This is a genomic window from Hydrogenibacillus sp. N12 (assembly GCF_019645935.1).
Classification (GTDB): domain Bacteria; phylum Bacillota; class Bacilli; order Thermicanales; family DSM-22653; genus Hydrogenibacillus; species Hydrogenibacillus schlegelii.
This window is the reverse complement of record NZ_CP080953.1, coordinates 1,598,303-1,624,409: the sequence shown is the minus strand read 5'-3', so window position 1 is coordinate 1,624,409 and position 26,107 is coordinate 1,598,303. Positions and strand designations below refer to the sequence as shown.

General features: G+C 65.0%; 24 protein-coding genes, 3 tRNA genes and 1 pseudogene. 22 read left to right on the top strand and 6 right to left on the bottom strand.

Features of this window, described 5'->3' with window-relative positions:
* Nucleotides 1-108: 108 nt before the first annotated feature.
* The 7 genes from K2M58_RS07635 to K2M58_RS07605 all read left to right on the top strand — a co-directional run bounded on the left by K2M58_RS07635 (nt 109) and on the right by K2M58_RS07605 (nt 5,101).
* A tRNA-Pro gene (locus K2M58_RS07635) sits at nt 109-184 on the top strand.
* Between the two features lie 158 nt (nt 185-342).
* Nucleotides 343-427: transfer RNA gene (locus K2M58_RS07630), tRNA-Leu, on the top strand.
* Nucleotides 428-430: 3 nt separating this feature from the next.
* A tRNA-Val gene (locus K2M58_RS07625) sits at nt 431-507 on the top strand.
* A 120-nt stretch (nt 508-627) separates the two neighbouring features.
* Nucleotides 628-1,890 (top strand): RtcB family protein, encoded by a 1,263-nt coding sequence (locus K2M58_RS07620; protein WP_220677068.1) that lies wholly within the window; start codon nt 628-630, stop codon nt 1,888-1,890.
* Nucleotides 1,891-2,053: 163 nt separating this feature from the next.
* Complete coding sequence (locus tag K2M58_RS07615; protein WP_220677067.1) at nt 2,054-3,310, top strand: glycosyltransferase family 2 protein; 1,257 nt, start codon at nt 2,054-2,056, stop codon at nt 3,308-3,310.
* A 336-nt stretch (nt 3,311-3,646) separates the two neighbouring features.
* Nucleotides 3,647-4,279: a molybdenum cofactor guanylyltransferase gene (locus K2M58_RS07610; protein WP_220677066.1), complete on the top strand. Its 633-nt coding sequence runs from the start codon at nt 3,647-3,649 to the stop codon at nt 4,277-4,279.
* Between the two features lie 231 nt (nt 4,280-4,510).
* Nucleotides 4,511-5,101 (top strand): phospholipase D-like domain-containing protein, encoded by a 591-nt coding sequence (locus K2M58_RS07605; RefSeq protein WP_220677065.1) that lies wholly within the window; start codon nt 4,511-4,513, stop codon nt 5,099-5,101.
* Between the two features lie 269 nt (nt 5,102-5,370).
* On the opposite strand, the gene K2M58_RS07600 is transcribed toward K2M58_RS07605, so the two are convergent.
* Complete coding sequence (locus tag K2M58_RS07600) at nt 5,371-5,517, bottom strand: hypothetical protein (protein WP_220677064.1); 147 nt, start codon at nt 5,515-5,517, stop codon at nt 5,371-5,373.
* 430 nt (nt 5,518-5,947) lie between these two features.
* On the opposite strand from K2M58_RS07600, the gene ilvE reads away from it, so the two are divergent.
* From ilvE to K2M58_RS07545, 11 genes are all read left to right on the top strand, one after another.
* Nucleotides 5,948-6,853: a branched-chain-amino-acid transaminase gene (gene ilvE, locus K2M58_RS07595; protein ID WP_220677063.1), complete on the top strand. Its 906-nt coding sequence runs from the start codon at nt 5,948-5,950 to the stop codon at nt 6,851-6,853.
* 173 nt (nt 6,854-7,026) lie between these two features.
* Nucleotides 7,027-8,700 (top strand): dihydroxy-acid dehydratase, encoded by a 1,674-nt coding sequence (gene ilvD / locus K2M58_RS07590; RefSeq protein ID WP_220677062.1) that lies wholly within the window; start codon nt 7,027-7,029, stop codon nt 8,698-8,700.
* Nucleotides 8,701-8,905: 205 nt separating this feature from the next.
* A complete protein-coding gene (gene ilvB / locus K2M58_RS07585; RefSeq protein WP_220677061.1) occupies nt 8,906-10,699 on the top strand; it encodes a biosynthetic-type acetolactate synthase large subunit in 1,794 nt (597 codons plus the stop codon).
* Nucleotides 10,696-11,217: an acetolactate synthase small subunit gene (gene ilvN, locus K2M58_RS07580; RefSeq protein WP_066197314.1), complete on the top strand. Its 522-nt coding sequence runs from the start codon at nt 10,696-10,698 to the stop codon at nt 11,215-11,217. The genes ilvB and ilvN overlap by 4 nt, the downstream gene beginning before the upstream one ends.
* Nucleotides 11,218-11,352: 135 nt before the next feature.
* The gene (ilvC, locus tag K2M58_RS07575; RefSeq protein WP_220677060.1) at nt 11,353-12,348 is read left to right on the top strand and encodes a ketol-acid reductoisomerase; all 996 of its coding nucleotides are present in this window, start codon (nt 11,353-11,355) and stop codon (nt 12,346-12,348) included.
* Nucleotides 12,349-12,597: 249 nt separating this feature from the next.
* The gene (locus K2M58_RS07570) at nt 12,598-14,169 is read left to right on the top strand and encodes a 2-isopropylmalate synthase (protein WP_220677059.1); all 1,572 of its coding nucleotides are present in this window, start codon (nt 12,598-12,600) and stop codon (nt 14,167-14,169) included.
* Nucleotides 14,166-15,275, top strand: a complete 1,110-nt coding sequence (leuB, locus tag K2M58_RS07565; protein WP_220677058.1) for a 3-isopropylmalate dehydrogenase — start codon at nt 14,166-14,168, stop codon at nt 15,273-15,275. Before K2M58_RS07570 ends, leuB begins: the two co-directional genes overlap by 4 nt.
* Nucleotides 15,272-16,723 carry a 3-isopropylmalate dehydratase large subunit gene (gene leuC / locus K2M58_RS07560; RefSeq protein WP_220677057.1) on the top strand — a complete coding sequence of 484 codons (1,452 nt, stop codon included), beginning with the start codon at nt 15,272-15,274 and terminating at the stop codon, nt 16,721-16,723. Before leuB ends, leuC begins: the two co-directional genes overlap by 4 nt.
* Nucleotides 16,710-17,312 (top strand): 3-isopropylmalate dehydratase small subunit, encoded by a 603-nt coding sequence (leuD, locus tag K2M58_RS07555; RefSeq protein ID WP_220678850.1) that lies wholly within the window; start codon nt 16,710-16,712, stop codon nt 17,310-17,312. Before leuC ends, leuD begins: the two co-directional genes overlap by 14 nt.
* Nucleotides 17,313-17,374: 62 nt before the next feature.
* Nucleotides 17,375-18,646, top strand: a complete 1,272-nt coding sequence (gene ilvA, locus K2M58_RS07550) for a threonine ammonia-lyase (protein WP_220677056.1) — start codon at nt 17,375-17,377, stop codon at nt 18,644-18,646.
* Nucleotides 18,647-18,666: 20 nt separating this feature from the next.
* Complete coding sequence (locus tag K2M58_RS07545; protein ID WP_066197298.1) at nt 18,667-18,879, top strand: DUF378 domain-containing protein; 213 nt, start codon at nt 18,667-18,669, stop codon at nt 18,877-18,879.
* A 135-nt stretch (nt 18,880-19,014) separates the two neighbouring features.
* On the opposite strand, the gene K2M58_RS07540 is transcribed toward K2M58_RS07545, so the two are convergent.
* The 4 genes and pseudogenes from K2M58_RS07540 to K2M58_RS07525 form a co-directional block, all read right to left on the bottom strand.
* Nucleotides 19,015-20,172, bottom strand: coding sequence for a glycosyltransferase family 4 protein (locus K2M58_RS07540; protein ID WP_220677055.1), 1,158 nt, complete (start codon nt 20,170-20,172; stop codon nt 19,015-19,017).
* A gap of 546 nt (nt 20,173-20,718) precedes the next feature.
* Complete coding sequence (locus K2M58_RS07535; protein WP_220677054.1) at nt 20,719-20,919, bottom strand: transposase; 201 nt, start codon at nt 20,917-20,919, stop codon at nt 20,719-20,721.
* A 28-nt stretch (nt 20,920-20,947) separates the two neighbouring features.
* Nucleotides 20,948-21,442 (bottom strand): transposase, encoded by a 495-nt coding sequence (locus K2M58_RS07530; protein ID WP_220677053.1) that lies wholly within the window; start codon nt 21,440-21,442, stop codon nt 20,948-20,950.
* Nucleotides 21,443-21,671: 229 nt separating this feature from the next.
* Nucleotides 21,672-22,139, bottom strand: a pseudogene (locus K2M58_RS07525) (ATP-binding protein); the annotation flags it as partial.
* Between the two features lie 63 nt (nt 22,140-22,202).
* Here K2M58_RS07525 and K2M58_RS07520 point away from each other — a divergent pair.
* The 4 genes from K2M58_RS07520 (at nt 22,203) to K2M58_RS07505 (ending at nt 24,463) form a co-directional block, all read left to right on the top strand.
* Nucleotides 22,203-22,484, top strand: coding sequence for a transposase (locus K2M58_RS07520; protein WP_220677052.1), 282 nt, complete (start codon nt 22,203-22,205; stop codon nt 22,482-22,484).
* Between the two features lie 316 nt (nt 22,485-22,800).
* Nucleotides 22,801-23,268, top strand: a complete 468-nt coding sequence (locus tag K2M58_RS07515) for a DDE-type integrase/transposase/recombinase (protein ID WP_220677051.1) — start codon at nt 22,801-22,803, stop codon at nt 23,266-23,268.
* Nucleotides 23,269-23,483: 215 nt separating this feature from the next.
* Entirely contained in the window at nt 23,484-23,645 is a 162-nt protein-coding gene (locus tag K2M58_RS12985) for a PQQ-like beta-propeller repeat protein (RefSeq protein ID WP_220677050.1), read from the top strand.
* A gap of 41 nt (nt 23,646-23,686) precedes the next feature.
* The gene (locus K2M58_RS07505; RefSeq protein WP_220677049.1) at nt 23,687-24,463 is read left to right on the top strand and encodes an outer membrane protein assembly factor BamB family protein; all 777 of its coding nucleotides are present in this window, start codon (nt 23,687-23,689) and stop codon (nt 24,461-24,463) included.
* A gap of 168 nt (nt 24,464-24,631) precedes the next feature.
* Here K2M58_RS07505 and K2M58_RS07500 read toward each other — a convergent pair whose 3' ends face one another.
* Nucleotides 24,632-25,921 carry a transposase gene (locus K2M58_RS07500; protein WP_220677048.1) on the bottom strand — a complete coding sequence of 430 codons (1,290 nt, stop codon included), beginning with the start codon at nt 25,919-25,921 and terminating at the stop codon, nt 24,632-24,634.
* Nucleotides 25,922-26,107: the final 186 nt, after the last annotated feature.

Here is a 26,107-nt window from a genome sequence, read left to right as displayed (position 1 = left end):
CATCGGCCGGCACATCCAAGATAGCGCAATAAATATATCAATATCGTCTTGACGTCCTCCGCCCGGGGAGGTATACTTAGACTTGTCGCTGCACCGAGCTGATGCCGTCGGGACGTAGCGCAGATGGTAGCGCGCACCCTTGGGGTGGGTGAGGTCGCGGGTTCAAGTCCCGCCGTTCCGACCATTCGGTTTTATTTCTTCCGTTTGCTTGACCGGCGTGGCTTCTCAGCACGGGAAGCGAAAAGGAAGTGAAAAACTTACCCGATGCTGAGGGCTTGACAAAAGCAAAAGGAGACGCTAGGATAAAATGCGTCTCGCTCGACGGAAGGTCGGGCAGCCGATGCGGTGGTGGTGGAATTGGCAGACACGCTATCTTGAGGGGGTAGTGCCGAAAGGCGTGCGAGTTCGAGTCTCGCCCACCGCACCATGTGGATCCTTAGCTCAGCTGGTTAGAGCGCTACCTTGACATGGTAGAGGCCGGGGGTTCGAGTCCCTCAGGATCCACCATACATACGCCTCAGGGGCGCGGGGATGACCCGCGCTTTTCTCGTATCTTCGACCATCAGTTCATGAACGTCTGGCTTCGACCCACGTTTTGAAGTTTGTCAGGCGGAAGGAGGGACGCCCATGCCGGCAGTGACGAACGGTGCGGCGGGGGAGGCGCTTGTTCGGACGGTCCGGGCGAATGCCGTCGTCTTCGGGCGCCATGACGAGGCGACGCTCGAACAATTCCGCGACGTCGCCGCCCGGGCCGAACGGGCCGCCCTCATGGCCGACGGGCACGTCGGCTACATCATGCCGATCGGCGGCGTCGCCGCCTACGACGGCAAGGTGTCGGTGGCCGGCGTCGGGTTCGACATCGCCTGCGGCAACGCGGCGATCCGGACGGATCTTGCGCTTCCGTCCATCGCGCCGCATCTCGATGAGATCGCCGATACGATCGCCGAAACGATCTCCTTCGGGCTCGGGCGGACGAACCGGGCGCCTGATGCGCCGGTCGATCATCCGCTTTTTTCCGATCCGGCCTGGGACGCCATTCCGGCCGACCGGAGCGCCCGAGAAGCCCTCAGGGAAAAGGCGCGGGAACAGCTCGGCACGGTCGGCGGCGGCAACCACTACGTCGATCTTTTTGCCGACGAAGAAGACCGGGTCTGGGTCGGCGTCCACTTCGGTTCCCGCGGCCTGGGCTTTGCCATCGCCTCCGGCTTCATGGCGCTCGCGAGCGGCGCCCGCTGGGGGGAGCGGGTCCGGGAGACGGAAGCGCTTCTCGACCTGGGGAGCGACCTCGGCGAGCGCTACTGGGCGCTCATGCACCTCGCCGGCGCTTACGCCTATGCCGGCCGGGAGTGGGTGGCCCGCAAGGTCGTCTCGCTTCTCGGCGCTCGGGAGGTCCAGCTTGTCCACAACCACCACAACTTCGCCTGGAAGGAAATCCACGGCGGCCGGGAGCTCATCGTGGTGCGGAAAGGCGCGACGCCGGCCTTTCCGGGTCAGCTCAGCTTTATCGGCGGGAGCATGGGCGACATCGCCGTCATCGCCCAAGGAAAGGTGACGGACGATCCGATGGTGCGACGGCTGCAGGAGCAGGCGCTTTTTTCGACGGTACACGGCGCCGGCCGGTTGATGAGCCGGACCGAAGCTCGGGGCCGGCCGGGCGGGAAGCGCCGAAAAGCCGTACCCGGAAAGATCACCCGGGCGATGATGGAAAGCTGGCTCAAAGAGCGGGGCATCATCCTCCGCGGCGGCGACGTCGACGAAGCGCCGCAGGTGTACCGCCGGCTTTCGGACGTCCTGGCCGCCCAGGGCGATACGATCGAAATCCTGCATACGCTTCGGCCGATCGTCGTCGTCATGGCGGGGCCGGATGTGATGGATCCGTATAAGGACTGACGTCTTGAGGCGCCGACGTCCCCTGGCCCGGATCGACCGATCCGGTGGGAACGAAAAGAACCGGCCCGGAGAGGTGAAAGGGCCGGGCCGGCGAGGTGGGCCGGCCGAACGACGCGGTCGGCTGCGGCGATGTAGGCCGGCCCAACGGAGAAAGGAGTGCGGGATGTTTCTTGCCGCCTTGGTCGCCGCCTTCTGGGCGTTCGTCCTTTGGGACGGGTGGCGGGGACGGCGACGCTTTCCCCACCTGCTTCCCCCCTGTGAGCGAGAGGCCGGCGACGGGCGGCAGACGGGCGACGCACCGGATCCGGAGCTTCCGTTCGTCTCCGTCGTCGTTGCCGCCCGGAACGAAGCGGAGACGCTTCGGCAGGCGCTTCCGACGCTTCTTGGGCAGGCGTATCCGGCGTACGAGGTGATCGTCGTCGACGATCGGTCGACCGACGGGACAAGCGCCGTCGCCGCGGCGGTGGCCGCGGAGCTTGGGGCGGCCGCGCCGCCGGTGCGCCTCATCCGCATCGACGCGCTTCCGCCCGGCTGGCTGGGGAAAAACCACGCCCTCGCCGGGGGGGCGGCGGAGGCCCGAGGCTCGCTCCTCCTCTTTACCGATGCCGACGTGCATTTTCAGGAGGAAGCGCTCCGGACGGCCGTTCGTTTCATGCGCGCCCGGCGCCTCGACCATCTGGCGCTCACCCCCCGGCTTGTCGCTCGCCAGGGGGCGGTGCGGCGTTTCAGCCGCTACTTTATGTTTTCATTTATGATTCTCGAGCGACTGTGGTGGGCCGGCGATCCGGAACGGAAGCATCGCGGAGCCGGCGTCGGGGCGTTCAATCTCGTTCGCCGAAGCGCTTATGAAGCCGTCGGCGGCCATGCGGCGATCGCCCTTCGGCCCGACGACGATCTCGCCCTCGGCCGGCGCCTCCGGGCGGCGGGGTTCCGCCAGGCGTTCGCCGGCGGCGCGGCCCTTCTTTCCGTCGAGTGGTATCCGTCGCTTCGGGCCGCCGCGGTCGGGCTGGAAAAAAACGCGCTGGCCGGCGTCGGCTACCGGTACGCGTTCGCCGCGGCGGCCCTCTTGGGCCAGGCGCTCTTTTTTCTCTGGCCCTTCGTCGCCGTATGGATCACAGAAGGATGGGCCCGGGCAGGGTATGCCTTTTCCCTCGCGGCAATGATCGCCCTGTACGTTCGCGTCGTGGCTCCGCTTTCGGCGGAGCGCCGAAAGGCGGTCCTCCAAGACGTCCCGTTCCTGCCGCTTACGGCCATCGGGTTCAATGCGATCTTTCTCCGGGCGATCGCCTTGACCGCCTGGCGCGGCGGGATCACCTGGCGCGGGACGTTTTATTCGCTGGCCGAGCTTCGCGCCGGAATGGGGAGTCCCGCCGGAGCCTCTTGTCGGGGCGAACGCCGCCGGGGCGAACGCCGCCGGTGAGCAGGCCGATATCCCGGCGGACCCCGGCTGTCCCGGGAACGTCGGTTCTCGATGACTTCCGGATGCCTTTCCGACGGTCGATGCCTTGTCGCTGACACACGTCGCGAAAATCGACAAGGGGACGCTCCGCCGGACGTTCGGCCTAGAGAGGCAACCGTCCTGAGGACGGCGCCGTTTCCGACCCGATGGGCGCCGGTATCCGAAGGGCGTCAGGTATATCCGAAGGGCGTCAGGTATCCGAAAGGCGTCAGCGGTTCCGGTCTCCGAAATGCGACGACGGGCGGTCCTCGCCCGTCGTTTTGTGCTATAATGGCCACCGGCGAAAGGGGGAGGGCGATGGCGAACCGGGAGCCGGCCGGGAGCGGGCGGGCGGCGTGCATCCTCGCCGGAGGTCGATCGAGCCGGATGGGGCGGGACAAGGCGTTTTTGCCGTTCGGGGGCCGACCGGCGATCGAGCGGCTGATCGAGCGGTTTGGGGCGGCATTTCCGGAACTTTTTCTTTCGGTCCGGGACCCGAAGCCGTTTCGACATCTCGGCGTTCCGCTCGTCGTCGATCCCCTCCCCGACGGCGGCCCGCTCGCCGGCCTCGTCGCCTGCCTCGAGGCGGCCCGCGCCCCGGTCGTCCTGGCCGTCGCCGTCGACCTGCCGCTCGCCCCGCCGGCGTTCGGGGTGAAGCTCGCGGCGGAAGTGATCCGGCGGGACGTGGAGGCGCTCCTTCCGCGCGCCGGCGGGCGGCTGCATCCCCTCTTTGCCGCCTACGCCCGCGCGGCCGGGCCGAAGCTTTCGGCGCGCCTCGCCGCCGGCGAACGGTCGGTCGTCCGGGCGGCCGCGACGCTCCGGCACGCCGTCGTCGGAGCGGACTTTTTCGCCGTCGACGAGCCGACGCTCCTCCGGGCCTTCATGAACGTGAACACGCCGGAAGACTACGCCGCCGCCTGGACGGTTTGGGAGATCGGCGATCTTCCCTGATCGGAGGCGGCCGTTCGGGGATGCGAAGCGCTTCGGGGAGCGTTCTTGCCTGAAGGATGCTGCATGAAAAAGGCTGAGCCGCGCTCCGACCCGTTCGAACGAGGCCCGCGCAGCCGGCCCGGACGAAAAGCAGGCCCCAGGGATGGAGACGGGCAGGACGGCGTCGAACAAGCGCACAGACACGGGCTCATCGAACAAGCGCCCACACAACGAGACGAAGGAGCGAGCCAGGTGGCCAGAAAGCGTTCCTCCGGCGCCCGGCGGCGCGGCCTCGGCGTCGCCCTGGGCGCCGTCGTGGCGATTTTTTCCTATCTCGCCGGCATCGCCTCGGCGCCGGCGGTGCCGGCGTTTTTGCCGAAGGCAGACGGCGTCTATTTTACTCGGGCCGGAGAGCATCCGGAGCGGGCGGTGATCGGCCTCATCGACGGAGCGGAAAAGACGCTCGATGTGGCCGTCTACTCGCTCACCCACGACGGCATCGTCCAGGCGATCAGACGGGCGAAGGCCCGCGGCGTCGCCGTTCGCGTCATCACCGATGCCGAACAGGTGCAGGGAAAAGCCCAGAACGCCGCCGTCCGGGCGCTTCTTTCCGACGGCATCCCGGTCAAGGTGAACGAACACAGCGGCCTCATGCACCTCAAGCTCGCCATCGCCGACGGCCGGCGGGCCTCCGTCGGTTCGTTCAACTTTACGAAGGCCGCCAGCACGCAGAACGACGAGATCGTCGTCCTCCTGTCCGACCCGGAGGCCGTCCGGCACATGGCCCGGGAATTCGATCGCCTTTGGAACGATCGGGAAGCGTTCCGGCCGTTTCGCCCGTAAGGTCCGGCCGCCGTGAGCGGCGGATCGATTGCCGCTTCGGGCACGACCGTCGCTTCGCCGGGCCGAGCCCGTTGACGAAGGCGCCATCGCTTCACCCGGGAAAGTCCGGCGCCTTGCCGGACGGGACTGCCCGTCTTTCGGCGGATCGGCCGGAGGGTTAAGAACCTCGACCGCGCCGCCCGACGGAGCGCACCGCCTGAAGGGTTTTTGCGCCCGGTGGATCCGCCGCTCGCCGGACGGACCCCCGGGCGCTTTTTTGGCCCGTCTTGTCACAAATTTGTCAAAAACGGATGAACCCCAGTTTCCATGTGAATGAAAGCGGTTTCCGGTTTTTCGAGTGCTTGAAAAACATGAAAATCAAAGGCGGATGGGAGTTGCTTTTCCAGGCCGGCGGCATTAGAATATTCGACAAACACCCCTCCCCCCTCGGCGACCGGACAACCGCAAAGCGACCGATCGCAAGGTGCAGAAGGGAATCTAGGGTTCCGCCGCCGGGCGGCGTTTGCGAAAGTCTTTCAGGACCGCTTTTCAGGGTCGGTCTCGACGGGCCGGCCCCTCGGGCGGGCAAACGGCGTGCGGCGGGTCTGGACCGAGCGATTCCGGCGGCCCGGCGGGCCGTACACCGTGGGGATAAAAGCCCCGGCGGAAAGTTCTGCCGAACGTCGCAGGCTTTCCGGGGCTTTTTTCTTTAGGCGCACCGGGGATGCCGGAAGGGCACCGGCTTTAAAGCGCCGAACGGCGGACGACGTTAAGCGGCGGGCGGCGTGGTGCGGCCGGCCCGGTGATGCGGCGCCGCTCGGGCTTTTGGCGGGGCCGGGGCGCGGGGGAAGCAAAGGAGGCATCGCCGTGAATCCGGGTCAGCTGATCTTTCTCAACGGCGCCTTCGTCCCGAAGGAGGCGGCCGTCGTCTCGGTGTACGATCACGGCCTTCTCTATGGCGACGGCGTCTTCGAGGGCATCCGCGCCTACGACGGGAACGTTTTTCGTCTGAAGCCCCACATCGACCGGCTGTACGACTCCGCGAAGGCGATCCTGCTCGAGATCCCGTATCCTCCGGCGGAGATGGAGGAGATCGTCCTCGAGACGCTCCGAAAAAACCGGCTGCATTCGGCCTACATCCGCATCGTCGTAAGCCGCGGCGCCGGCGACCTCGGGCTCGATCCGGCCCGCTGTTCCCGGGCCAACGTCATCGTCATCGCCGAGTCGCTGGCGCTCTATCCGAAAGAATTGTATGAACGGGGCATCCGCCTGGTGACCGTAAGCACCCGCCGGAACCGGAGCGATGTTCTCTCGCCGGCCATCAAATCGCTCAACTACCTGAACAACATCCTCGCCAAGCTCGAGGCGAAAAATGCCGGCGCCGACGAAGGCCTCATGCTGAACGCCGACGGCTACGTCACCGAAGCGACCGGCGAAAACATTTTCATCGTGAAAGACGGCACGCTCATCACGCCGCCGCCGTACGTCGGCATTCTGAAGGGCATCACCCGTCAGGCGGTCATGGAGATCGCCGCGGAAGACGGCATCCCCGTCCGGGAGGACGTCCTGACCCTCCACGATGTCTACACCGCCGACGAAGTTTTCCTCACCGGCACGGCGGCGGAGATCGTCCCCGTCGTCGCCGTCGACGGCCGCACGATCGGCAACGGTCGCCCCGGCGCGATGACCCTTCGCCTCCTTGAGGCGTTCCGGCGCCTGGCGGTGACCGACGGCACGAAGATCTCCCCGGCGGTCGAAGACCGCGTCGGCTGAGGCACCGTCCGGTTTTCCGACGGCTTTCCGACGGGCGGCGAGGGTGGAGGGCCTTTCGGCCTTCCGACCGGCCGTTCAACCCGTGCAACCGTCCGGGCCAAAGCCACTGACGGCCCGTCGTCTGTGACTCCGAGCCCGACCGTTCGGCCAAAGTGCGAAACGAAGGTGATGGCGTGCGGAGCGATATGATCAAAAAGGGGATCGATCGGGCGCCGCACCGGAGCCTCCTCTACGCCACCGGCGTCGTCCGCCCCCAGGACCTCGACAAACCGTTCATCGGCGTCGCGAACTCGTACATCGACATCATCCCCGGTCATGTCCATCTCCGGGAGTTTGCCGCCATCGTCAAAGAAGAGATCCGCGCCGCCGGCGGCATCCCGTTCGAGTTCAACACGATCGGCGTCGACGACGGCATCGCGATGGGCCACATCGGCATGCGGTACTCCCTTCCCAGCCGGGAGCTCATCGCCGACAGCGCCGAGACGGTGATCAACGCCCACTGGTTCGACGGCGTCTTTTACATCCCGAACTGCGACAAAATCACCCCCGGCATGCTCATGGCCGCCGTCCGAACCAACGTCCCGTCGGTGTTCGTCACCGGCGGTCCGATGGAGGCCGGCAAGTCGAAGACCGGCGAAAACCTCTCCCTCGTCGACGTCTTCGAGGCCGTCGGCAGCTACCATGCGGGGAAGATCACCGAAGAGGAACTCAACGACCTCGAGCAGCACGCCTGTCCGTCCTGCGGCTCTTGTTCCGGCATGTTCACCGCCAACTCGATGAATACGATCCTCGAGATCCTCGGCATGGCCCCCTTCGGGAACGGCACGGTCCTCGCCACCGACACCGAAGGCCGCCGGGCCCTCATCCGCCAGGCGGTGCAGGCGCTCATGCGCCTCATCCGGGAGGACGTTCGGCCCCGGGACATCATCACGCCGGAGGCGATCGACGACGCCTTCGCCCTGGACATGGCGATGGGCGGCTCGACGAACACCGTCCTCCACATCCTCGCCGTCGCCAACGAGGCGGAGATCCCCTACGACCTCAAGCGGATCAACGCCGTCGCCGATCGGGTGCCGTACCTCGCGAAGGTGAGCCCCGCCTCCCGCTATTCGATCGAAGACGTCGGCCGGGCCGGCGGCGTCCGGGCGATCGTCAAAGAGCTCCTCAAGGTCGGCGCCGTCCACGGCGACCGGCGGACGATCACCGGCCGGACGATCGCCGAAGAGGTGGCGGACGCCGAGATCGTGAACCCGGACGTCATCCGTCCCGTCGAACGGGCCTACAGCCCGAGAGGAGGGCTCGCCATCCTCTTCGGCAACCTCGCTCCGGACGGGGCGGTGATCAAGGTCGGCGCCGTCGACCCGTCGATCCGGCGCTTCCGGGGTCGGGCGATCGTGTTCAACTCTCAGGACGAGGCGCTGGAGGGGATCCATTCGGGGCGGGTTCAGGAAGGGCACGTCGTCGTCATCCGCTACGAAGGACCGAAGGGCGGCCCCGGCATGCCGGAGATGCTCGCCCCGACGTCGGCGATCGTCGGCCGGGGGCTCGGCACGAAGGTCGCCCTCATCACCGACGGCCGTTTCTCCGGCGCCACCCGCGGCATTGCCGTCGGCCACATCTCCCCGGAGGCGGCGGAAGGGGGCCCGATCGCCCTCGTCGAAGACGGCGACTGGATCGACATCGACCTCGACGCCCGGACGATCACGCTCCTCGTCGACGACGCCGTCCTTGCCGCCCGCCGCTCGGCGTTCGTCCCGCCGCCGCCGAAGGTGACGAAAGGCTACCTCGCCCGCTACGCCGCCCTCGTCACGTCTGCGAACACCGGCGGGATCATGAAAGTCCGCTGAGGCCCCGATCGCCGGGCCTTACGGCCGGAACCCCGGCGAAGCGCGGACGAGGGGAGAATCAAGCGAGAGAAACACCCGGAGAAGAGAGTGGAGAGAAACCGGCAAGAACGGTCGACCGCGGCAGCAAGTCGCCGCTCCCCAGACAAAGACACCGACGGCCCGTTCACGACGCGAAGATAGGAGACCGGAAAGGAGAGACGTGGCGATGGCGAAGACGGCCACCGAACCGATCGAGCCGGAAGGCGCCGGGGCCCAATCCGAAATGTCGGGCGCCGAGATCCTCGTCCAGGCGCTCAAGGACGAAGGCGTCGACGTCCTCTTCGGTTACCCGGGCGGCGCCGTGCTGAACGTCTACGACGCGCTGTACGACGCGGGCATCGCCCACATCCTCACCCGCCATGAGCAGGGGGCGATCCACGCCGCCGAAGGGTACGCCCGGGTGACCGGTCGGCCCGGCGTCGTCCTGGTCACCTCTGGTCCCGGCGCGACGAACATCATGACCGGACTGACCGACGCGATGATCGACTCGCTCCCGGTCGTCGTCATCGCCGGCCAGGTGGGGACCAACGTCATGGGCACCGATGCCTTCCAGGAGGCGCCGATCTTCAGCATGTCGATGCCCGTGACGAAGTACAACTACCAGGTGCGGGACCCGAAGGACCTTCCGCGGATCGTCAAGGAGGCCTTTCACATCGCCACCACCGGCCGGCCGGGGCCGGTGCTCATCGATCTGCCCAAAGACGTGACCGCCCGCACGGCGCCGTACGTCCGGCCGCGGGCGCTTGATCTTCCCGGCTACCAGCCGACGGTCGTGCCGAACGCCCTCCAGCTTCAAAAGCTCGCCGCCGCCATCGCCCGGTCCCGCCGGCCGCTCATCCTCGCCGGCGCCGGCGTCCTTCACGCCCGGGCCGGCGATGCCCTCGTCGCCTTCGCCGAGCGCCTCGGCATCCCCGTCGTCACGACGCTCCTCGGCATCGGCGCCATCCCGGCGAACCATCCCCTTTATCTCGGCATGGGCGGCATGCACGGGACGGCGGTGGCGAACTACGCGCTTCAGGAATGCGACCTTCTGATCAACTTCGGCGCCCGCTTCGACGACCGGCTGACCGGCAATCCCGCCCGCTTCGCCCCGAAGGCCCGGATCGCCCACATCGACATCGATCCGGCGGAGATCGGCAAGATCGTTCCGACGGAGATCCCGATCGTCGGCGACGCCGGCGAGGCGCTCCGGCGCCTCTTGGAGCTCGACATCGCGCCGCCGGACGCCGCGGCGTGGCGGGAGGCGCTTCGGCAGGTCGCCCGGGAGCGGCCGCTCTGGTACCTCCCGTCCGGCGAGCTTAAACCCCAGCGGGTCGTCGAGCTTTTGAGCGAGCTTACGCGCGGTGAGGCGATCGTCGTCACCGACGTCGGCCAGCACCAGATGTGGACCGCCCAGTACTACCGTTTTCAAAAACCCCACCGCTGGGTCACCTCCGGCGGCCTCGGCGCGATGGGCTTCGGCTTTCCGGCGGCGATCGGGGCGAAGATCGCCGCCCGGGACGAGACGGTCCTCGCCGTCGTCGGCGATGCCGGTTTTCAGATGACGATGCAGGAGCTCGCGCTCCTTCGGGAGTACGCCCTCGGCGTCAAGATCATCATCCTGAACAACTTCGCCCTCGGCATGGTCCGGCAGTGGCAGGAGCTCTTCTACGAAAAGCGCTACTCCGAATCGCTTCTCCCCTTCCAGCCGGACTACGTCAAGCTCGCCGAGGCGTACGGCATCCCCGGTTACGCCGTCTCCACCGAGGCGGACCTCAGGGCCGTCCTCGAGCGGCACCTCGCCGACGACGAGCCGGTCCTCATCGACTGCCGCATCGCCCCCGGCGAAAACGTCTTTCCGATGATCCCGCCGGGGAAAGCCCTCGACGAAATCGTCGGAGACCGGCCGCCGGAAGGGGCGGAAGCGATTCGGAGCCCGGGCACCGTCGGCATCGCCGGAAAGGAGGTCGGCGCGCCGTGAAGCAGCTTCTCTCCCTCCTCGTTCGGGACCAGGCGGGCGTCTTAAACCGCATCAGCGGCCTTTTCCTCCGGCGGGGGTACAACATCGACTCCATCACCGTCGGGAAAAGCGAGCGCCCCGGCCTCTCCCGCATGACGATCGTCCTCGACGTCGAGGACGAGAAGGCGGCGGAGCAGGTGAAAAAGCAGCTCAACAAGCAGATCGACGTGATCAAGGTCGTCGACCTCACGCACCGGTCCGTCGTCGCCCGGGAGCTCGCCCTCATCCGCGTGAACGCCACGATGGCCGAACGGGCGGAGATCGACCACATCATCCAGCCGTTTCGCGCCCGCATCCTCGACGTCGGCCGCGCGAGCGTGACCGTCGAGGTGACCGGCTCCAGCGAAAAGATCGACGCCCTGATCGAACTCCTCCGGCCGTACGGCATCAAAGAGCTGGCCCGGACGGGGCTGACGGCCTTCGCCCGGGAGCTCGACGTCTCTGCCGAGGCCGAAGCGAAAAGCGCCACCGGCGCCTGAGCGCCGACCGAAGCCTCGGCGAAGGAAAGCCGGCGTCGCCAGCGCCGACGGCCTGCCCGGTCCATCCGGGTCGACCTGACGACGCCGCTGGATGGATTTGCCTCAGCACATCGACCTGCGAAAGGAGCATCGAGCGTGGCCAACCTCTACTTCGACGCCGATCTCGACCTCACGCCGCTTCAGTCGAAGACCGTCGCCATCCTCGGTTACGGCTCCCAGGGCCATGCCCACGCCCAGAACCTCCGGGACAGCGGCATCGCCGTCGTCGTCGGCTTAAGGCCCGGGAAGTCGTGGCAGAAGGCCGAAGAAGACGGATTCACCGTCCTTCCCGTCGCCGAGGCGGTGAAGCGAGCCGACATCGTCATGTTCCTCCTCCCGGACGAACGGCAGCCGGAAGTCTACCGGAACGAGGTGCTGCCGAACCTCCGGCCGGGCCAGGCGTTGGCCTTCGCCCACGGCTTCAACATCCACTTCGGCCAGATCAATCCGCCGCCGGACGTCGACGTCTTTCTCGCGGCGCCGAAAGGGCCGGGGCACCTTGTCCGGCGGACGTACACCGAAGGCGCCGGTGTCCCGGCCCTTTTCGCCGTGCACCAGGACCATACCGGCCAGGCCCGGGCGCTGGCGATGGCCTACGTCAAGGCGATCGGCGCCGGTCGGGCGGCGGTCATCGAGACGACGTTCAAAGAGGAAACCGAAACCGACCTCTTCGGCGAACAGGCGGTCCTCTGCGGCGGCACGAGCGCCCTCGTCAAGGCCGGCTTCGAGACGCTCGTCGCCGCCGGTTATCAGCCGGAGGTTGCCTATTTTGAGGTGCTCCATGAGCTCAAGCTCATCGTCGACCTCATGTACGAAGGCGGCCTCACGGCGATGCGCCATTCCATCTCCGACACCGCCGAGTGGGGCGACTACCGGAGCGGTCCCCGGATCATCAACGAAGAGACGAGGGCGGAAATGCGCCGCATCCTCGAGGACATCCAGAGCGGCGCCTTCGCCCGGGACTGGATCCTCGAAAACCAGCTCGGCCGGCCGATGATGAACGCCCTCCGGGAGCGGGAGAAAAACCACCCGATCGAAGAGGTCGGCCGGCGCCTCCGGGAAAAGATGCCCTTCATCCGCCGCGGCCGCTGAGGCGGCCCCTGGATCCTGGGCGACCGCTCGGGCGGCCCTTGCGCCGATCGCGCCGCCGACCGCTTTGACCGAGGACGATGGCCGGACCGCCTCGGCGTGTGCCGCCCCTTGGGCCATGCGCTTCGGACTCCGCCGTATCCGGCCTTCCGGTCGGCACGGCGTTCCGCACGGCCGACACGGCTTTCCGCGGAGGATCGCGCCGTTTAGGCACGCCTTCGCGATCCAAACGCAGCGGGGTGGGGAGAGACCATGCGGAGAATCGAGATTTTCGACACGACGCTCCGGGACGGCGAGCAGACCGCCGGGGTGAACCTGCATCTGCACGAAAAGCTGGAAATCGCCCGGGCCCTCGAGCAGTTCGGCGTCGACATCATCGAAGCGGGCTTTCCCGCTTCGTCGCCGGACGAATTCCAGGCCGTCCAAAAAATCGCCGAAACCGTCCGGGGCGTGCGCATCGCCGCCCTGGCCCGCTCTCATCCCGGCGACATCGACCGGGCGTGGGAGGCGATTCGAAACGCCGCAGGGCCCCGCATCCACGTCTTCATCGCCACGAGTCCGATCCACATGCAATACAAGCTTCGCCTGACGCCGGATGAAGTCGTCGAGCGGGCGGTGGAAGGCGTCCGGCGGGCGAAGCGCTACACCGCCGACGTCGAATGGTCGGCGGAAGACGCCACCCGGAGCGACTGGGATTTTCTCGTCCGGATTGTCACCGAAGTCATCCGCGCCGGCGCCACGGTCGTCAACCTCCCCGACACCGTCGGCTACACCCAGCCGCAGGAATATGCGGCCATGTTCCGCTACATTCTCGAGCGGGTCCCCGGCATCGAAAAGGTGAAGCTCTCCGCTCACTGCCACGACGACCTCGGCCTGGCCGTCGCCAACTCCCTGGCGGCGATCCAGGTCGGCGTGACCCAGATCGAAGGGACGATCAACGGCATCGGCGAGCGGGCCGGGAACGCCGCCCTGGAAGAGATCGCCCTCGCGCTCAAGGTCCGGCAGGATCACTACCGGGCCGAAACCGGCATCCGGACCGAGCACACCGTCCGGGTGAGCAAGCTCGTGAGCAAGCTCACCGGCATCCCCGTCCCGCCGAACAAGGCGATCGTCGGCGCCAACGCCTTCGCCCACGAGTCCGGCATCCACCAGGACGGCGTTCTGAAGCATGCGGCGACGTACGAGATCATGTCGCCGGAGATGGTCGGGCTTTCGTCCAATCGGATTGTCCTCGGAAAGCACTCCGGCCGGCACGCCTTCCGGGAAAAGCTCAAGGAGCTCGGCATCGCCGTCCGGTCGGAAGACGAGCTCGACCGGTTGTTTGCCGCCTTTAAGGCCCTTACCGGGAAGAAAAAAGAAATCACCGACGACGACGTCCTGGCGCTTTTCGTCGACATGGCGGCGCCGGCGGAAAAATACGAGCTCCTTTCGCTTCAGTGCGCCATCGGTTCCGGCGTCATCCCGACGACGACGATCGTCCTGCGCCTGCCGACCGGCGAGGTCCGGACCGAGTCGGCGACCGGCGAGGGGAGCGTCGAGTCGGTCTACAAGGCGATCGAGCGGGCCGTCGGTCAGCCGGTCGCCCTCGAAGACTACCGCATCCAGTCGACGAGCGGCGGCCCGGATGCCTTGGCGGAAGTGTACGTCAAGGTCCGCTTTCACGGGCTCACGAGCCGCGGCCGCGGCGTCGACAACGACGTCGTCATCGCCTCGGCGAAGGCGTATATTGACGCGCTGAATCGGATCACCCTCCGGCTCCCGGCGGCGGGGGACGATCGGCCGGCTGCCCTTGGCGCCGCCGACTCCGGAGTGGTCACGGGATGAACCGGAAGATCGTCCTTCTCCCCGGCGACGGCATCGGCCCGGAAGTCATGGGCGTCGCCCGGGCGCTCATCGAGACGCTTTCGGACATCGCCGGCGCCCGCCTCGAACTTCTCGAATACCCGATCGGCGGCGCCGCCGTGGACGCCGCCGGGGAACCGCTGCCGGAGGCGACGCTTCGGGCGGCCCTCGCAGCGAACGCCGTCCTCCTCGGCGCCGTCGGCGGGCCGAAGTGGGACGATCTCCCGCCGGAGCGCCGGCCGGAGGCGGGACTCCTCGCCCTCCGGAAGGCGCTCGATGCCTACGCGAACCTGCGACCGGTGCGGACGATCCCGGCCCTCCTCGACCGGAGTCCCCTGCGAGACGCCCGGCCCATCGACCTCCTCATCGTCCGGGAGCTCACCGGCGGGCTTTACTTCGGCACGCCCCGGGGCATCACCGAGACGGGGCGAGGCCGGGAGGCGGTCGACACCCTCCGTTACACCGAGGGGGAGATCGAGCGGATCGTCCGCCTCGCCTTCCGCCTCGCCGAACGGAGAAGCGGCCGGCTCACCTCCGTCGACAAAGCAAACGTCCTCGCCTCGAGCCGCCTCTGGCGGGACGTCGTCGAGCGGGTGCGGAAAGACCACCCGACGGTCGAGGTGCGGCACGTCCTCGTCGACGCCATGGCGATGGCCCTCGTCGAACGGCCGTGGGCTTTCGACGTCATCGTCACGGAAAACCTCTTCGGTGACATCCTCTCGGACCTGGGGGGCGCCCTTGTCGGCTCGCTCGGGCTGCTCCCCTCGGCGAGTCTGAGCGAGGCGGGACCGCACCTGTACGAGCCGGTCCACGGTTCGGCGCCGGACATCGCTGGCCGGGACGTCGCCAACCCAACGGGGATGATCCTTTCGGTGGCGATGATGTTCGAGCTTTCGCTCAGCCTTCCGGACGTCGCCCGGGCGATCGTCGCCGCCGTCGACGACGTCTACGCCGACGGCTTCCGGACGGCGGATCTTACGCCCGCGGACGCCCCCGCCGGCGTCCGGACCGTCGGGACCGAGGCGTTCGGCGCGGCGGTCATCGAGCGGGCCGCCCACCGTCTCAAATCGAAGGGGGTGTACGCGTGAGCCACGGAACGATCGTCGACAAAATATGGGCCGACCACCTCGTCGCCCGGGGGGAGGGCGGCATGGACCTCCTCTACATCGACCTCCACCTCGTCCACGAGGTGACCTCCCCGCAGGCGTTCGAAGGCCTCCGCCTCGCCGGACGGACGGTTCGCCGCCCGGACCGGACGATCGCGACGATCGACCACAACGTGCCGACGGACGACCCGTTCACCATCGACGACCCGATCGCCCGGAAGCAGATCGTCGTCCTCCGGGAAAACTGCCGCGCCTTCGGCATCCCGCTGTTTGACCTCGACAGCGATCGGCGGGGGATCGTCCACATCATCGGCCCCGAGCTCGGCCTCACCCAGCCGGGGATGACGATTGTCTGCGGGGATTCCCACACGTCGACCCACGGCGCCTTCGGCGCCCTCGCCTTCGGCATCGGGACGAGCGAAGTCGAGCATGTGCTCGCCACCCAGACCCTCTGGCAGGCGCCGCCCCGGACGATGAAGGTGACCATCGTCGGCCGGCGCCATCCGGCGGTGACGGCCAAAGACATCGTCCTCGGCCTCATCGCCCGCTTCGGCGTCTCCTTCGGCCGCGGCTACATCTTCGAATACGCTGGAGACGTCGTTCGGGCGATGACGATGGAAGAGCGGATGACCCTCTGCAACATGTCGATCGAGGCCGGCGCCCGGGCGGGGCTGGTGGCACCGGACGAGACGACGTTCGCCTATTTGAAAGGCCGTCCGTACGCGCCGAAGGGAGCGGCGTGGGAGGCCGCCGTCCACCGGTGGCGGGCGCTTGCCTCGGACCCCGACGCCGAGTACGACGCCGAAGTGACGTTTGACGTGAGCGACTTAAAGCCCGTCGTCACCTGGGGGACGCATCCGGGGATGGCGGCGCCGGTCGATGGCGTCGTGCCGCACCCGGACGACTTTGCCGACCCGGCGGAGCGAAAGAGCGTCGAGCGAGCCCTCGCCTACATGGACCTTCGGCCCGGCACGAAGATCCGGGACATCGAGATCGACCACGTCTTCATCGGTTCGTGCACGAACGGCCGGCTGGAAGACCTCCGGGCGGCGGCGGACGTCATCCGCCGGGTCGGCCGGCGGGTGCACCCCCGGGTGAAACGGGCCCTCGTCGTCCCCGGCTCGAAGACGGTGAAGCGGCAGGCGGAGGCGGAGGGGCTGCACGAAGTGTTCCTTCAGGCCGGCTTTGAGTGGCGGGAGCCGGGCTGCAGCATGTGCCTCGGTATGAACCCCGACATCGCGCCGCCGGGTGCCCGGGTGGCCTCGACGTCGAACCGAAACTTCGAAGGGCGGCAAGGCGCCGGCGCCCGGACGCACCTCGTGAGCCCGGCGATGGCCGCCTACGCCGCCCTGTTCGGCCGGTTTGCCGACTGGGAGGAAGACGCGGCGCTTCTTTCTGCCGTCGGAGGTGAGCACGGTGCAACCGTTTGACGTTCACCGGGGCCTCGTCGTCCCCCTTGACCGGCCGAACGTCGACACCGACCAGATCATCCCGAAGCAGTTTTTGAAGCGAATCGAGCGGACCGGCTTCGGCGATTTTCTTTTTTATCACTGGCGCTTCCGCCCCGACGGCACGCCGGATCCGGCGTTCGTCTTAAACGACCCCGCCTACCGGGGCGCGACGGTGCTTCTCGCCCGGGAAAACTTCGGCAGCGGCTCCTCCCGGGAACACGCCGCCTGGGCCCTTCGGGACTACGGCTTTCGCGCCGTGCTCGCGCCGTCGTTTGCCGATATCTTTTACAACAACGCCGTCAAAAACAGCCTCCTCCCGGCGCAGCTTTCCGCCGAGGCCGTCGACGCGCTGTTTGCCCGAGCGGAAGGCGGGCCATACTGGGTGACGATCGACCTGGCGGCCCAGACCGTGGCCCTCGACGACGGGACGACCTACGCCTTCCGCATCCATCCGGAGCATCGCCGGCGGCTCCTCGCCGGAGAGGATGACATCGGCGTCACCGAACGATATCTTGCCGCCATCGAAGCGTACGAACGCGCCCATCCTCTGCCGCCGCTTGCGCCGTGAGTCCTTTATCAGTATACTGATCTCAAAGAAATGTCTCTGTCGGGTGTGCAGCCGGCGGCGGGTTGCCCCCGCTCGGCCGCCGACCGGTACCGGCCGGCGGCGGTCATCCGGAACGATGGGAGCGTGAAGCGGTTGGGGATTCGGCGGTAACGATCAAGGAGATCAAGGCGGCCAAACGCCGCTTAAGCGGCGTCGCTCATGAGACGCCCCTTCAACGGGCGCGGGCGCTGGAGCCACTCGTCGGCGGAACGCTCTTTTTAAAGCTTGAAAATTTGCAGCGGACGGGGTCGTACAAAATCCGGGGGGCGTACAACAAAATCGCCCTTCTCCCGGAGGCGGCCCGCCGGCGGGGCGTCATCGCCGCGTCGGCCGGCAATCACGCCCAGGGGGTGGCCTATGCCGCCCGCACCTTCGACATTCCGTGCACGATCGTCATGCCGGAGACGGCGCCCCGGACGAAGATCCAGGGGACGGCGTCGTACGGCGCCCGGGTCATCCTCCACGGCCGGACGTACGACGAGGCGTACGCCTACGCCCGCCGGATGGCGGAGGCGGAAGGGCTGACGTACGTGCACGCGTTTGACGACCCCGACGTCATCGCCGGTCAGGGGACCGTCGGCCTCGAGATCGTCAAGCAGGCGCCGGAGCTCGACCTTGTCGTCGTCCCCGTCGGCGGCGGCGGGCTTCTGTCCGGCGTCGCGACGGCGTTTCGGGCCCTTTCGCCAAAAACGGAAGTCGTCGGCGTTCAGGCGGCCGGCGCGGCCGCCTTCGTCCGCTCTCTCGAGCGAGGCGAGCGCGTCTCCCTCGATGACGTCCACACGCTTGCCGACGGCATCGCCGTCAAGGCGCCGGGGACGATCACCTTCGACGTCGTCCGGCGCCTCGGCCTCCGGATGGTCACCGTCACCGACGAGGAGATCGTCCGGGCGATCACGCTCCTTCTGGAGCGGGAAAAATTTCTCGTCGAGGGAGCCGGTGCCGCGGCCCTCGCGGCGGTCCTCGCCGGCAAGGTGCCGGCCGCAGGGCGTCGGGTGGCCGCCGTCGTAAGCGGTGGGAACATCGACTTGAAGCGCCTCTCGACGCTCATCGCCGAGCCGGCCGAGGCGCCCGCGCCTGCCTCTTTTGGGTCGGAGCCGCCGCCGGAACGCCGTCCGGAACGGCTTTTGGCCGGGGCGTCCTCTTCGGCCGGGGCGGGTGAAGCGGTGCTTCTGCCTTCGGACGCTCCATCTTCTGACGCTCCTTATTCTGACGTTCCTTCCGATCGGCCGGCGGGGGCCGCGGCCCTCCCCGGCGCTTTCAGGCGCGATCCGGTGCATAACTCCTCCTCCGGGTGACATCCTAGGAGGGGAAGGAGGTGCATCGGGTGCGCACGCTGGCGCTCATTTTGCTCATCATCGGCGGACTCAATTGGCTTCTCGTCGGGCTGTTTCAGATCGACGTCATCGGAGCGCTGTTCGGCGGGACGTACACCGGCTTGGCCCGAACGGTCTACGTCATCGTCGGCGTGGCGGCGCTCTACGCCTTTACCCTCTTTCCGCTCCTCGGACGCCGGGTGGAAGACGCTTAAGCGGTGGGTCCCACAGCAAACCGCCGGCCAGGCCGGCGGTTTTTGTGCTTTCGCTGCATTTTTTCTTCGGTCCGTTCAGACTTTGGACCGTTCCGACTTCGGGCGCTTGGACGTCGCCCGTTTCGCCCACGCCGTTTAGTGGCCGGCGGCGACGCCCGTCTCCTGAAGCACGGCCCGGTACGACGCGATCAGCCGGTCGAAGATGGCGTCCCAGCTCCGGTCCCGGGCGATCGCCAGGGCGCCTTCGGCGAGGCGCCTCCGAAGGGCCGGCCGGCAGTGGGCCGTCTCGAGGGCATGCCGGAAGGCGGCCGGATCCCGGGGAGGGACGAGGAGGGCGTTTTGTCCGTCCTCGAGAAAACTCGTCACGCCGCCGGCGGCGCTCCCGATCACCGGCACGCCGCTGGCGAGGGCTTCGAGGGCGACGTTGCCGAACGTTTCGGTGCTGGACGGAAAGACGAACCAGTCGGCGGCAGCGTACGCCTCGGCGAGGGACTCCCCCCGAAGAAATCCGGGAAAGACGGCGGGCAGGCCCGCAAACCGATTTTTGATCTCCTCGGCATGGGGGCCATCGCCGACGAGGACGAACCGGCTCCGGCGAAGGACGTCATCCGAAAGCCCCCGAACGGCATCGGCGAGGACGTCCAGGTCTTTTTCCCGGGCCAGACGGCCGACGTACAGAAAGAGCGTCTCGCCCTTCCGGACGCCAAGCCGGCGCCGGACGGCGTGAACCTGCTCCGGCGGCCGCGGATGGAACCGCCCCGTGTCGACGCCGCGGCTGAAGAGGGCGTTCGGACCGAGGCCGAGGCGTTCGAGGTGGCGGATCGTCTCGTCGCTCGGCGCGTAAATCATCCGGCACGGTCGGTGAAACCATTTCATGTATTCCGTCAGCACCGGAAGGAGCCATCCCAGACCGTAGTAGTCGAGGTAGCGGTCAAGGTGGGTGTGGTAGGAGGCGACGATCGGGATCTTGCGCCGGAGGCAGTATGCCCGGCCGAAGAGGCCGAGATTTGCCGGCGTGGCGAGGTGGCAGAGGGTCGGCCGGAAAGCGTCCAGCGTTTTTTTGAGGGCAAAGGGGCGCGGTACCGCGAGGCGGATTTCCGGGTAGAGCCAGAAGGGGACGCTCATGTTCCGTTCGACCGACCGGTCGAACGGCGCGTCCGTCGTCGGGTAGTCCGGCGCGACGACGAGGACCGGGATTCCCCGGGCCTCGAGGGCTTCTTTCAACCGCGCCAGCGTCATCGCGACGCCGTTGATCTCCGGCGGGAAGGTGTCGGTAAAGAGGGCGATGCGCACCGGCCCGCCTCCTTTCGGCTGGCGGATTGTCGGAAGGACCGTAGCGGCCTTTGGAAGAGCGCTGTCCTGAAGCCGGCTCCGAAGGAGCCCCGGCCTGAAGCCGACCACCCAAGAAGCGCCTGGCCTTATGCGTCGGTTTCGCCACGATTCAGGAAGCCTCCGGTGCTCGTTCCCGCGCCGTTTTGCTGGGCTTACGGTCCCTTCGTCTCCCTTGATGGGCACCGGCGGAGTCGTTCGTCTCCCGTTGTTTTGAGCTTAGCATGCCGGCATCAAGGTTCGGTTAAGATCCGGTAAAGGGTGCCTAAAGATTGGGTAAAAAACGTGTAACCCGCAGGCGGGCGCAAACCGGATGCGGCCCTGACCTCCGTAACCGAAAGCGGCATCGATGTGGAAAAATGTTTATAATCAAAATATAAAAAGATTTCCTGTTATTATATGCATGAAAACTAATCTTAACTGAAGATGGCCAGATGCAGATCAAGCCAAGATACAGGCACAGCGAAAAAACTTATGATTGCGATGCTGGCTCCATGTCAAAAAGTGTGATCAGGCGATCAGATGAGCTAAGGGAATAAAGACCAAAAGCATCTTCCGGACATCCACTTCGCGATTTTTAAAGCCATAACGGATCCGTTTCAGCCGTTTGATCTTCGTGTGCACGCCCTCGGTGTAGCCATTCGTCGTCCGCCAGGTGTGATATGCAAGGTTTTCGTTCTTCCAGCGCTTAAGCGTTCGGCCCCACGGCACGAGCGCCGCGTCGCTTGCCCCCTCTGCCTCAAAGAGGATAGGAGGCGGTCCGGAAGATGTCTCGCAGCTGCTCCTTGACCCAGTGAAACTGCGCCACGTTCCGGAAATGCTTGCGTATTGTGGCCAGCTCTTTACGCTCGGTGAGGTCTTCTTCGTTTTTGCGAAGCGGCCGGCGGGGAAGACGATGGCCGGTGCGTATTTCCACACGCCGGGCCTCATCCACCCGCCGGCCCACATCCTGAAGCACGTGAAACGGATCGGCCACCACGCGCGCTTCCGGAAGGATCCGCTGAATCCGCTTCTTCCAGCTCTCCTTGAGGTCGATCGTCACCGCCCAGATCTTTTTCCGGACGGATTCCGGAAGGCGCTTCAAAAAGGCCTCCAGCGTCTTCAGCCGATCGTCCGGCAAAAGGAGAGAATCCGCTTCTCGGGCCAAACGCCGGTCACCGTGAACCACGGCCTGTCCGCGAAAGCGGTGTTCGTCGATGCTTAAGACGACCTCCTCAAGATCCGCAAGGAGCATCTCGATGCTCGGCGGAAACGAACGCCCCGAAGCAAAAGGCGCCGAATCGTTCCGGGGCTTTGCTTGCCTCTTCGGCCACGCGGCGGGGGCTAGGTCCCGCAGGTGCCGAAAAGCATGGCCTGTCAATAGCGGATTAAAACTCCCCAAAAAAATCGCGTTCGATTCCCCACAAACAGCGGATTCAGTTCCCCAAAATCATCGCGCATCATTCCCCAGACATATGTTCGGTCTACGCGGTCACCTCCTCCTTCAGCGCATGGGTCACCCCTGCGCGCAGCTTGTCCTTCATCCGGTAGCTGTTGCCGCGGATGTTGATGGTGGTGGCGTGGTGCAGGAGCCGGTCGAGCAAGGCTGAGGCCAGCACCTGGTCACCGAAGCGTGTCCCCCAGTTGGTGAAGCTGGTGTTGGACGTGATGATCAGGGAGCCATGCTCGTAGCGCTCCGACACGAGCCGGAAGAAGTTCGCTGCATCCAAGGCGTCAAGCGGCAAGTAGCCGACTTCGTCGCAGATCAGCAGCTTCGGCCGGGTGTAGATGCACAGGCGCTTGTCCAGCCGTCCCTCTTGGTACGCCCGTCGCAAGTCGGCGACCAGCTTCTGCATGGTCACGAAGTAGACGCTCATGCGCTGCCGAATCGCCTCCATCCCCAGGGCCACCGCAAGGTGGGTCTTGCCCACCCCCGGGGGTCCCAGGAAGATGGTCATGCGCCCATCAGACTAGACAAATGCTGAAACTATGTTGTATCAAAGGAGGGGCAATCCATGAAACGAACAAAATTCATTCCCGGCTCCATCAAACTCAAAGCGGCTTTGGAACTGATCAAAGGCGAAAAAACGCTTGTCGAACTCTCCCGGGAATACGGCGTTCATCCGAATACCCTCTTGAAGTGGAAGCAAACCCTCCTGGAAAAAGGCGCTGAGCTCTTTGAACCCCCGAACAAAGAGCAGGAATACCAGAAGCGCATTCGTGATTTGGAACAGCTCCTCGGCAAAAAGGAGGTCGAAATCGCGCTCCTAAAAAACTTCCTCGGGCAGGGGAGCTAGATCAACTTCCGCTTCAGGAGCGCATCCGTCTGGCTCAAGAAGCGCTGGCCAGGCGACTGGCTCCCCTGCCGATTCTCCTCAAGACGCTTCGCATTCCACGAGCGACGTGGTATGACCAGAAAAAGCGCCAGGAAGCCGAGAAGAAAAGAAGGGAGTCCGATACTGCGCTCAAGTCGCAGATCGAAGCCATCCTTCGGGAACATCCGGAGTCCGGCGATCGCCGCCTCGAGGCCGAGCTTCGGCGTCGGGGAATGGTCGGAGGCGGGAGCGGGTTCGGCGTCTTCTCCACACGTTTGAGCTTTCCCTCAAACGAAAGGTGAGAAAACCAAAGCCCAATCCGCTGCTCGAGACGGTCGTCCTGGCCAAAGAACGGGCGAATCTCGTCGCCGGCCTTCTTTCCGAACGGGAACCGGACGCCTTTGAGGTACTCTACACCGATTTCACCCAGCTCGTCTATGGCGGCGGAAAGGTTTGGTTTTTGCCGATTCTGGACCATCGGACCCGCATGGTGATCGGATATGCCTTCTCTCCCTCGCCGGATGTTCGGACGGCGCTTCAGGCTTGGGAACGTGCCAAAGCGTTCATTCTGACCCAAAAGAGAGAGCGCCCGAAAGCCATCGTACATCACGATCCGGGCGGCGCCTTCTTGAGTCACGCGTGGGTCGGTCATCTCCTGCTTGAAGAAGGGCAGCGACTGTCGTACAGCCTCCGGGGTCCGAAGGAAAATCCCATCGTCGAATCCTTCTTCTCGCGTTTCAAAGAGAGCATCATGAGCTTCTCTTGAAGCAAAGCGCTTCGAAGCCCTCGATGCGCTTTTGGCCGAACGGATCCGGTACTATAACGAGCACCTGCTGCATTCAAGCCTGCGGTACAAAACGCCCCAAGAAACACTTAAAGAAGCCCTGAGCACAGGCAAGGTCTGCATCACATAGGGATACCGATCAAATTGTCTAATTTAAGGGGCGCGATTCCTACGGCACGACGGCCGTCTACGGGGACTTGATCGTCGTTTTAAAAGACTTCCGCGGAGTCGCCGCCTTTGACAAATTCAGAGGGGAACTTCTTTGGGAACTGGATACCGAAGCACGAGTGAGAGGTTCCGTCAACATCCTCGATGACTTGATCTGTTTCACGTCGGGGGGGGAGAAGTTTACTTCGTAGACACGTCCGGCCGAATCGTCACCAAGCTGTCCTTCCCAGGAATGTTCCTCTATGGAACTGTTTCAAAGAGAAACGAACATTACATTGCAACTGGAACAAGATTCGATGAAAAGGCAAACGATTCTTGTCTCTATGTGATTGCCTTCGATTCAGGAGGACGCTTGCTTTACGAAGAAAACCTGGGACCCACACCCGTTATTAGTTCAGACATCTCTGGAGGCTGGATCGACGTCAACGGTGATTTTTACATCGGTCGAGGCCGGGAAATCATCAAGCTGAGCCTCGACGATGGGAGAATCGTGTGGAGACGAGAGGTAGGCGGGGTTTCTTCGAGGCACTTGCCCGTAGCCGACGACCAGCATGTGTATTACACGACTCTGAATGGCGAAGTGGGGTGCCTTAGCGTCGAAAGTGGTGAGAAAGTATGGAGCGTCTCAACTCAGGAAGGGGCCATCGTTGCTCCCCCGAGCATTTATGACGGAACGCTCCTCGTTCTCGCAGACAGCTCCCTGTACTTGGTCGATAAGGCGACCGGCAGCTTTTACTCACGAAAAGTCGTAGGCCACTGCCCGTATAGTGCCGCTTCCATCTTCAATGACTCCGTATTTGTGGGGGGTGGCGAACCGCCGATGAATGGGGCGCTGTTCGCCTACGCGGTAGACCGCAAGCATCAGAATACAGAACTGTTGCAGGACCACTTCGAAGTAGGCAACTACGTTGAGAGCGAACGCATGCAGATTGTTGTTCGTTTCGTGGATTCTCCAGTCAACCTTTCGTTGGATTCGAGCTTTTTTCGCTGTGCCTGTATCTCGGTCTGACCTGCATCAGGCCATCTTCAGTTTTGGGGGATTCCACGATTCTTTCTTTAAACAAGATTGGTTTTCATGCATATATTCCCCGTGTTTTTAATAAAAAAGACAATACTCCACCTCCCTTTTTCCAATCCACGGAAAAAAGGTAAACAAATCTATCCTTCTTTTCCTTCACTACGCTACCTGCACAAAACTCCTCAATTTCCCCGACCATCCCTCGCGCAGACGTCCAAGCGCCATCCCCAGCATGACCACCAGCGCAAACCCCACCCGCACGCGCATCTTCTTCAGCCCTCGGATGGTGTGCGTCTCAAAGCCGTACATCGTATCCAGACGGGAAAACACGCGCTCCACCGCCGTGCGTTTGCGGTACTCTCGCACCCATCTCGCGCTCCCGCGCGCAATCGGCGGAAACAAACGCCGATCCACGTCCATCCGAATGCGCCATCCTCTCGCCACGGGGCACCGGGCCACTCCGGCACAGGAGAGGCCGTAGGCCCTGGCCGGACACCGCTTTTTCAGCGTTCCGCGCTTCTCTTCAAAGCCTCCTTCGGCCATGGTCCGCATGGTCCCCGTTTCCGGACACACGCAGAACACGCGGCCTTTGTTGTCATACACCACGTTTGTTTGCCCCTCAAAAAGCCGCGTTGCCTCACCGTCCCGCCAGCTTGCCCGAATGTCGATCACCGGTCGGATGCGGTGTTCGTCCCACAGGCGCATGATAAGTTTTGAGTCGTCATAGCCTTTGTCCGCCACAAGCACTTCGGCACGCGTGAGCACTTCTGGACGTTTTGCTTGCAGCTTGTCCAAAAGGGCATGGGCTGTGGCGACATCGGCTTTTGAGGCGGGGGTCACGGTGTAGACCACCGGCAGTTCATGAGTGCTGTCGACGATGAGATGCAGCTTGTATCCAAACCACCGGAGCTTTGTCGCGTTTCCCTCGCGGTCGTGCACCGTCTTAAACCCATAATCCGCATCTCTGTCTCGCCGCCCGTCGGGTGCGGTGTTTTTCGGCCGGTAGCGCGCGTACGACCGGATGGCTTTGCTGTCTAGGGCCAGGCGCTTGCCGTAGTCGGGAAGGTACGCGGCCACAGCTTGCTGGAGCGCGACAAAGAGGGACTCCAGCTCGGCTTCATGGGCTTCAATCCGTTTCCAGAAGCGACTGAAGGCCGCGGCACTTGGCACATGGTCACCAAAGCCCAAAAGCCAGCGCAACTGTCCGTTTCGGCTCAGTTCGCGTCGCAGGGATTCGACGCTCGGGTGCTGGAACACGACGAGGGCGATATACGCATTCCACATGGCCCGCACGGGATAATCGTCCCGGCCCCTGCCGCGGGCTTTCTCCAGTTTTTGCATGAGCGCTTCGTCCGGGAGATGTTCAAGGACAAGCCTCAGGCGTTCGAGATCGCCGAGTCCGGCAATTTCGTTCCACGAAAACAGGGAGCCTTGTGGTATAATGGCCATACAGGTCTACTCCTTTGGGCAGGTTCTCCTCCTTTTGAGTTTACCAAAAGGAGCGGCAACCTGCTTTTTTATGTTCAAATTTTGGGTTCCTCTTTTGTGGGGTAAGTATTGTCAGACAACTTTTTCGACATGGCTCTGAACGACCCAGAAAGCGTTTGCCCCCACCTTTTCGGTGGGGGATTGACC

Excerpts from the sequence above, each read along its gene's own strand:
- K2M58_RS07620 (WP_220677068.1), top strand. The coding sequence starts at position 628 with ATGCCGGCAGTGACGAACGGTGCGGCGGGGGAGGCGCTTGTTCGGACG.
- K2M58_RS07615 (WP_220677067.1), top strand. The coding sequence starts at position 2,054 with ATGTTTCTTGCCGCCTTGGTCGCCGCCTTCTGGGCGTTCGTCCTTTGG.
- K2M58_RS07610 (WP_220677066.1), top strand. The coding sequence starts at position 3,647 with ATGGCGAACCGGGAGCCGGCCGGGAGCGGGCGGGCGGCGTGCATCCTC.
- ilvB (WP_220677061.1), top strand. The coding sequence starts at position 8,906 with ATGGCGAAGACGGCCACCGAACCGATCGAGCCGGAAGGCGCCGGGGCC.
- K2M58_RS07570 (WP_220677059.1), top strand. The coding sequence starts at position 12,598 with ATGCGGAGAATCGAGATTTTCGACACGACGCTCCGGGACGGCGAGCAG.
- leuB (WP_220677058.1), top strand. The coding sequence starts at position 14,166 with ATGAACCGGAAGATCGTCCTTCTCCCCGGCGACGGCATCGGCCCGGAA.
- K2M58_RS07530 (WP_220677053.1), bottom strand. The coding sequence starts at position 21,442 with ATGCTCCTTGCGGATCTTGAGGAGGTCGTCTTAAGCATCGACGAACAC.
- K2M58_RS07520 (WP_220677052.1), top strand. The coding sequence starts at position 22,203 with ATGAAACGAACAAAATTCATTCCCGGCTCCATCAAACTCAAAGCGGCT.
- K2M58_RS07505 (WP_220677049.1), top strand. The coding sequence starts at position 23,687 with ATGTTCCTCTATGGAACTGTTTCAAAGAGAAACGAACATTACATTGCA.
- K2M58_RS07500 (WP_220677048.1), bottom strand. The coding sequence starts at position 25,921 with ATGGCCATTATACCACAAGGCTCCCTGTTTTCGTGGAACGAAATTGCC.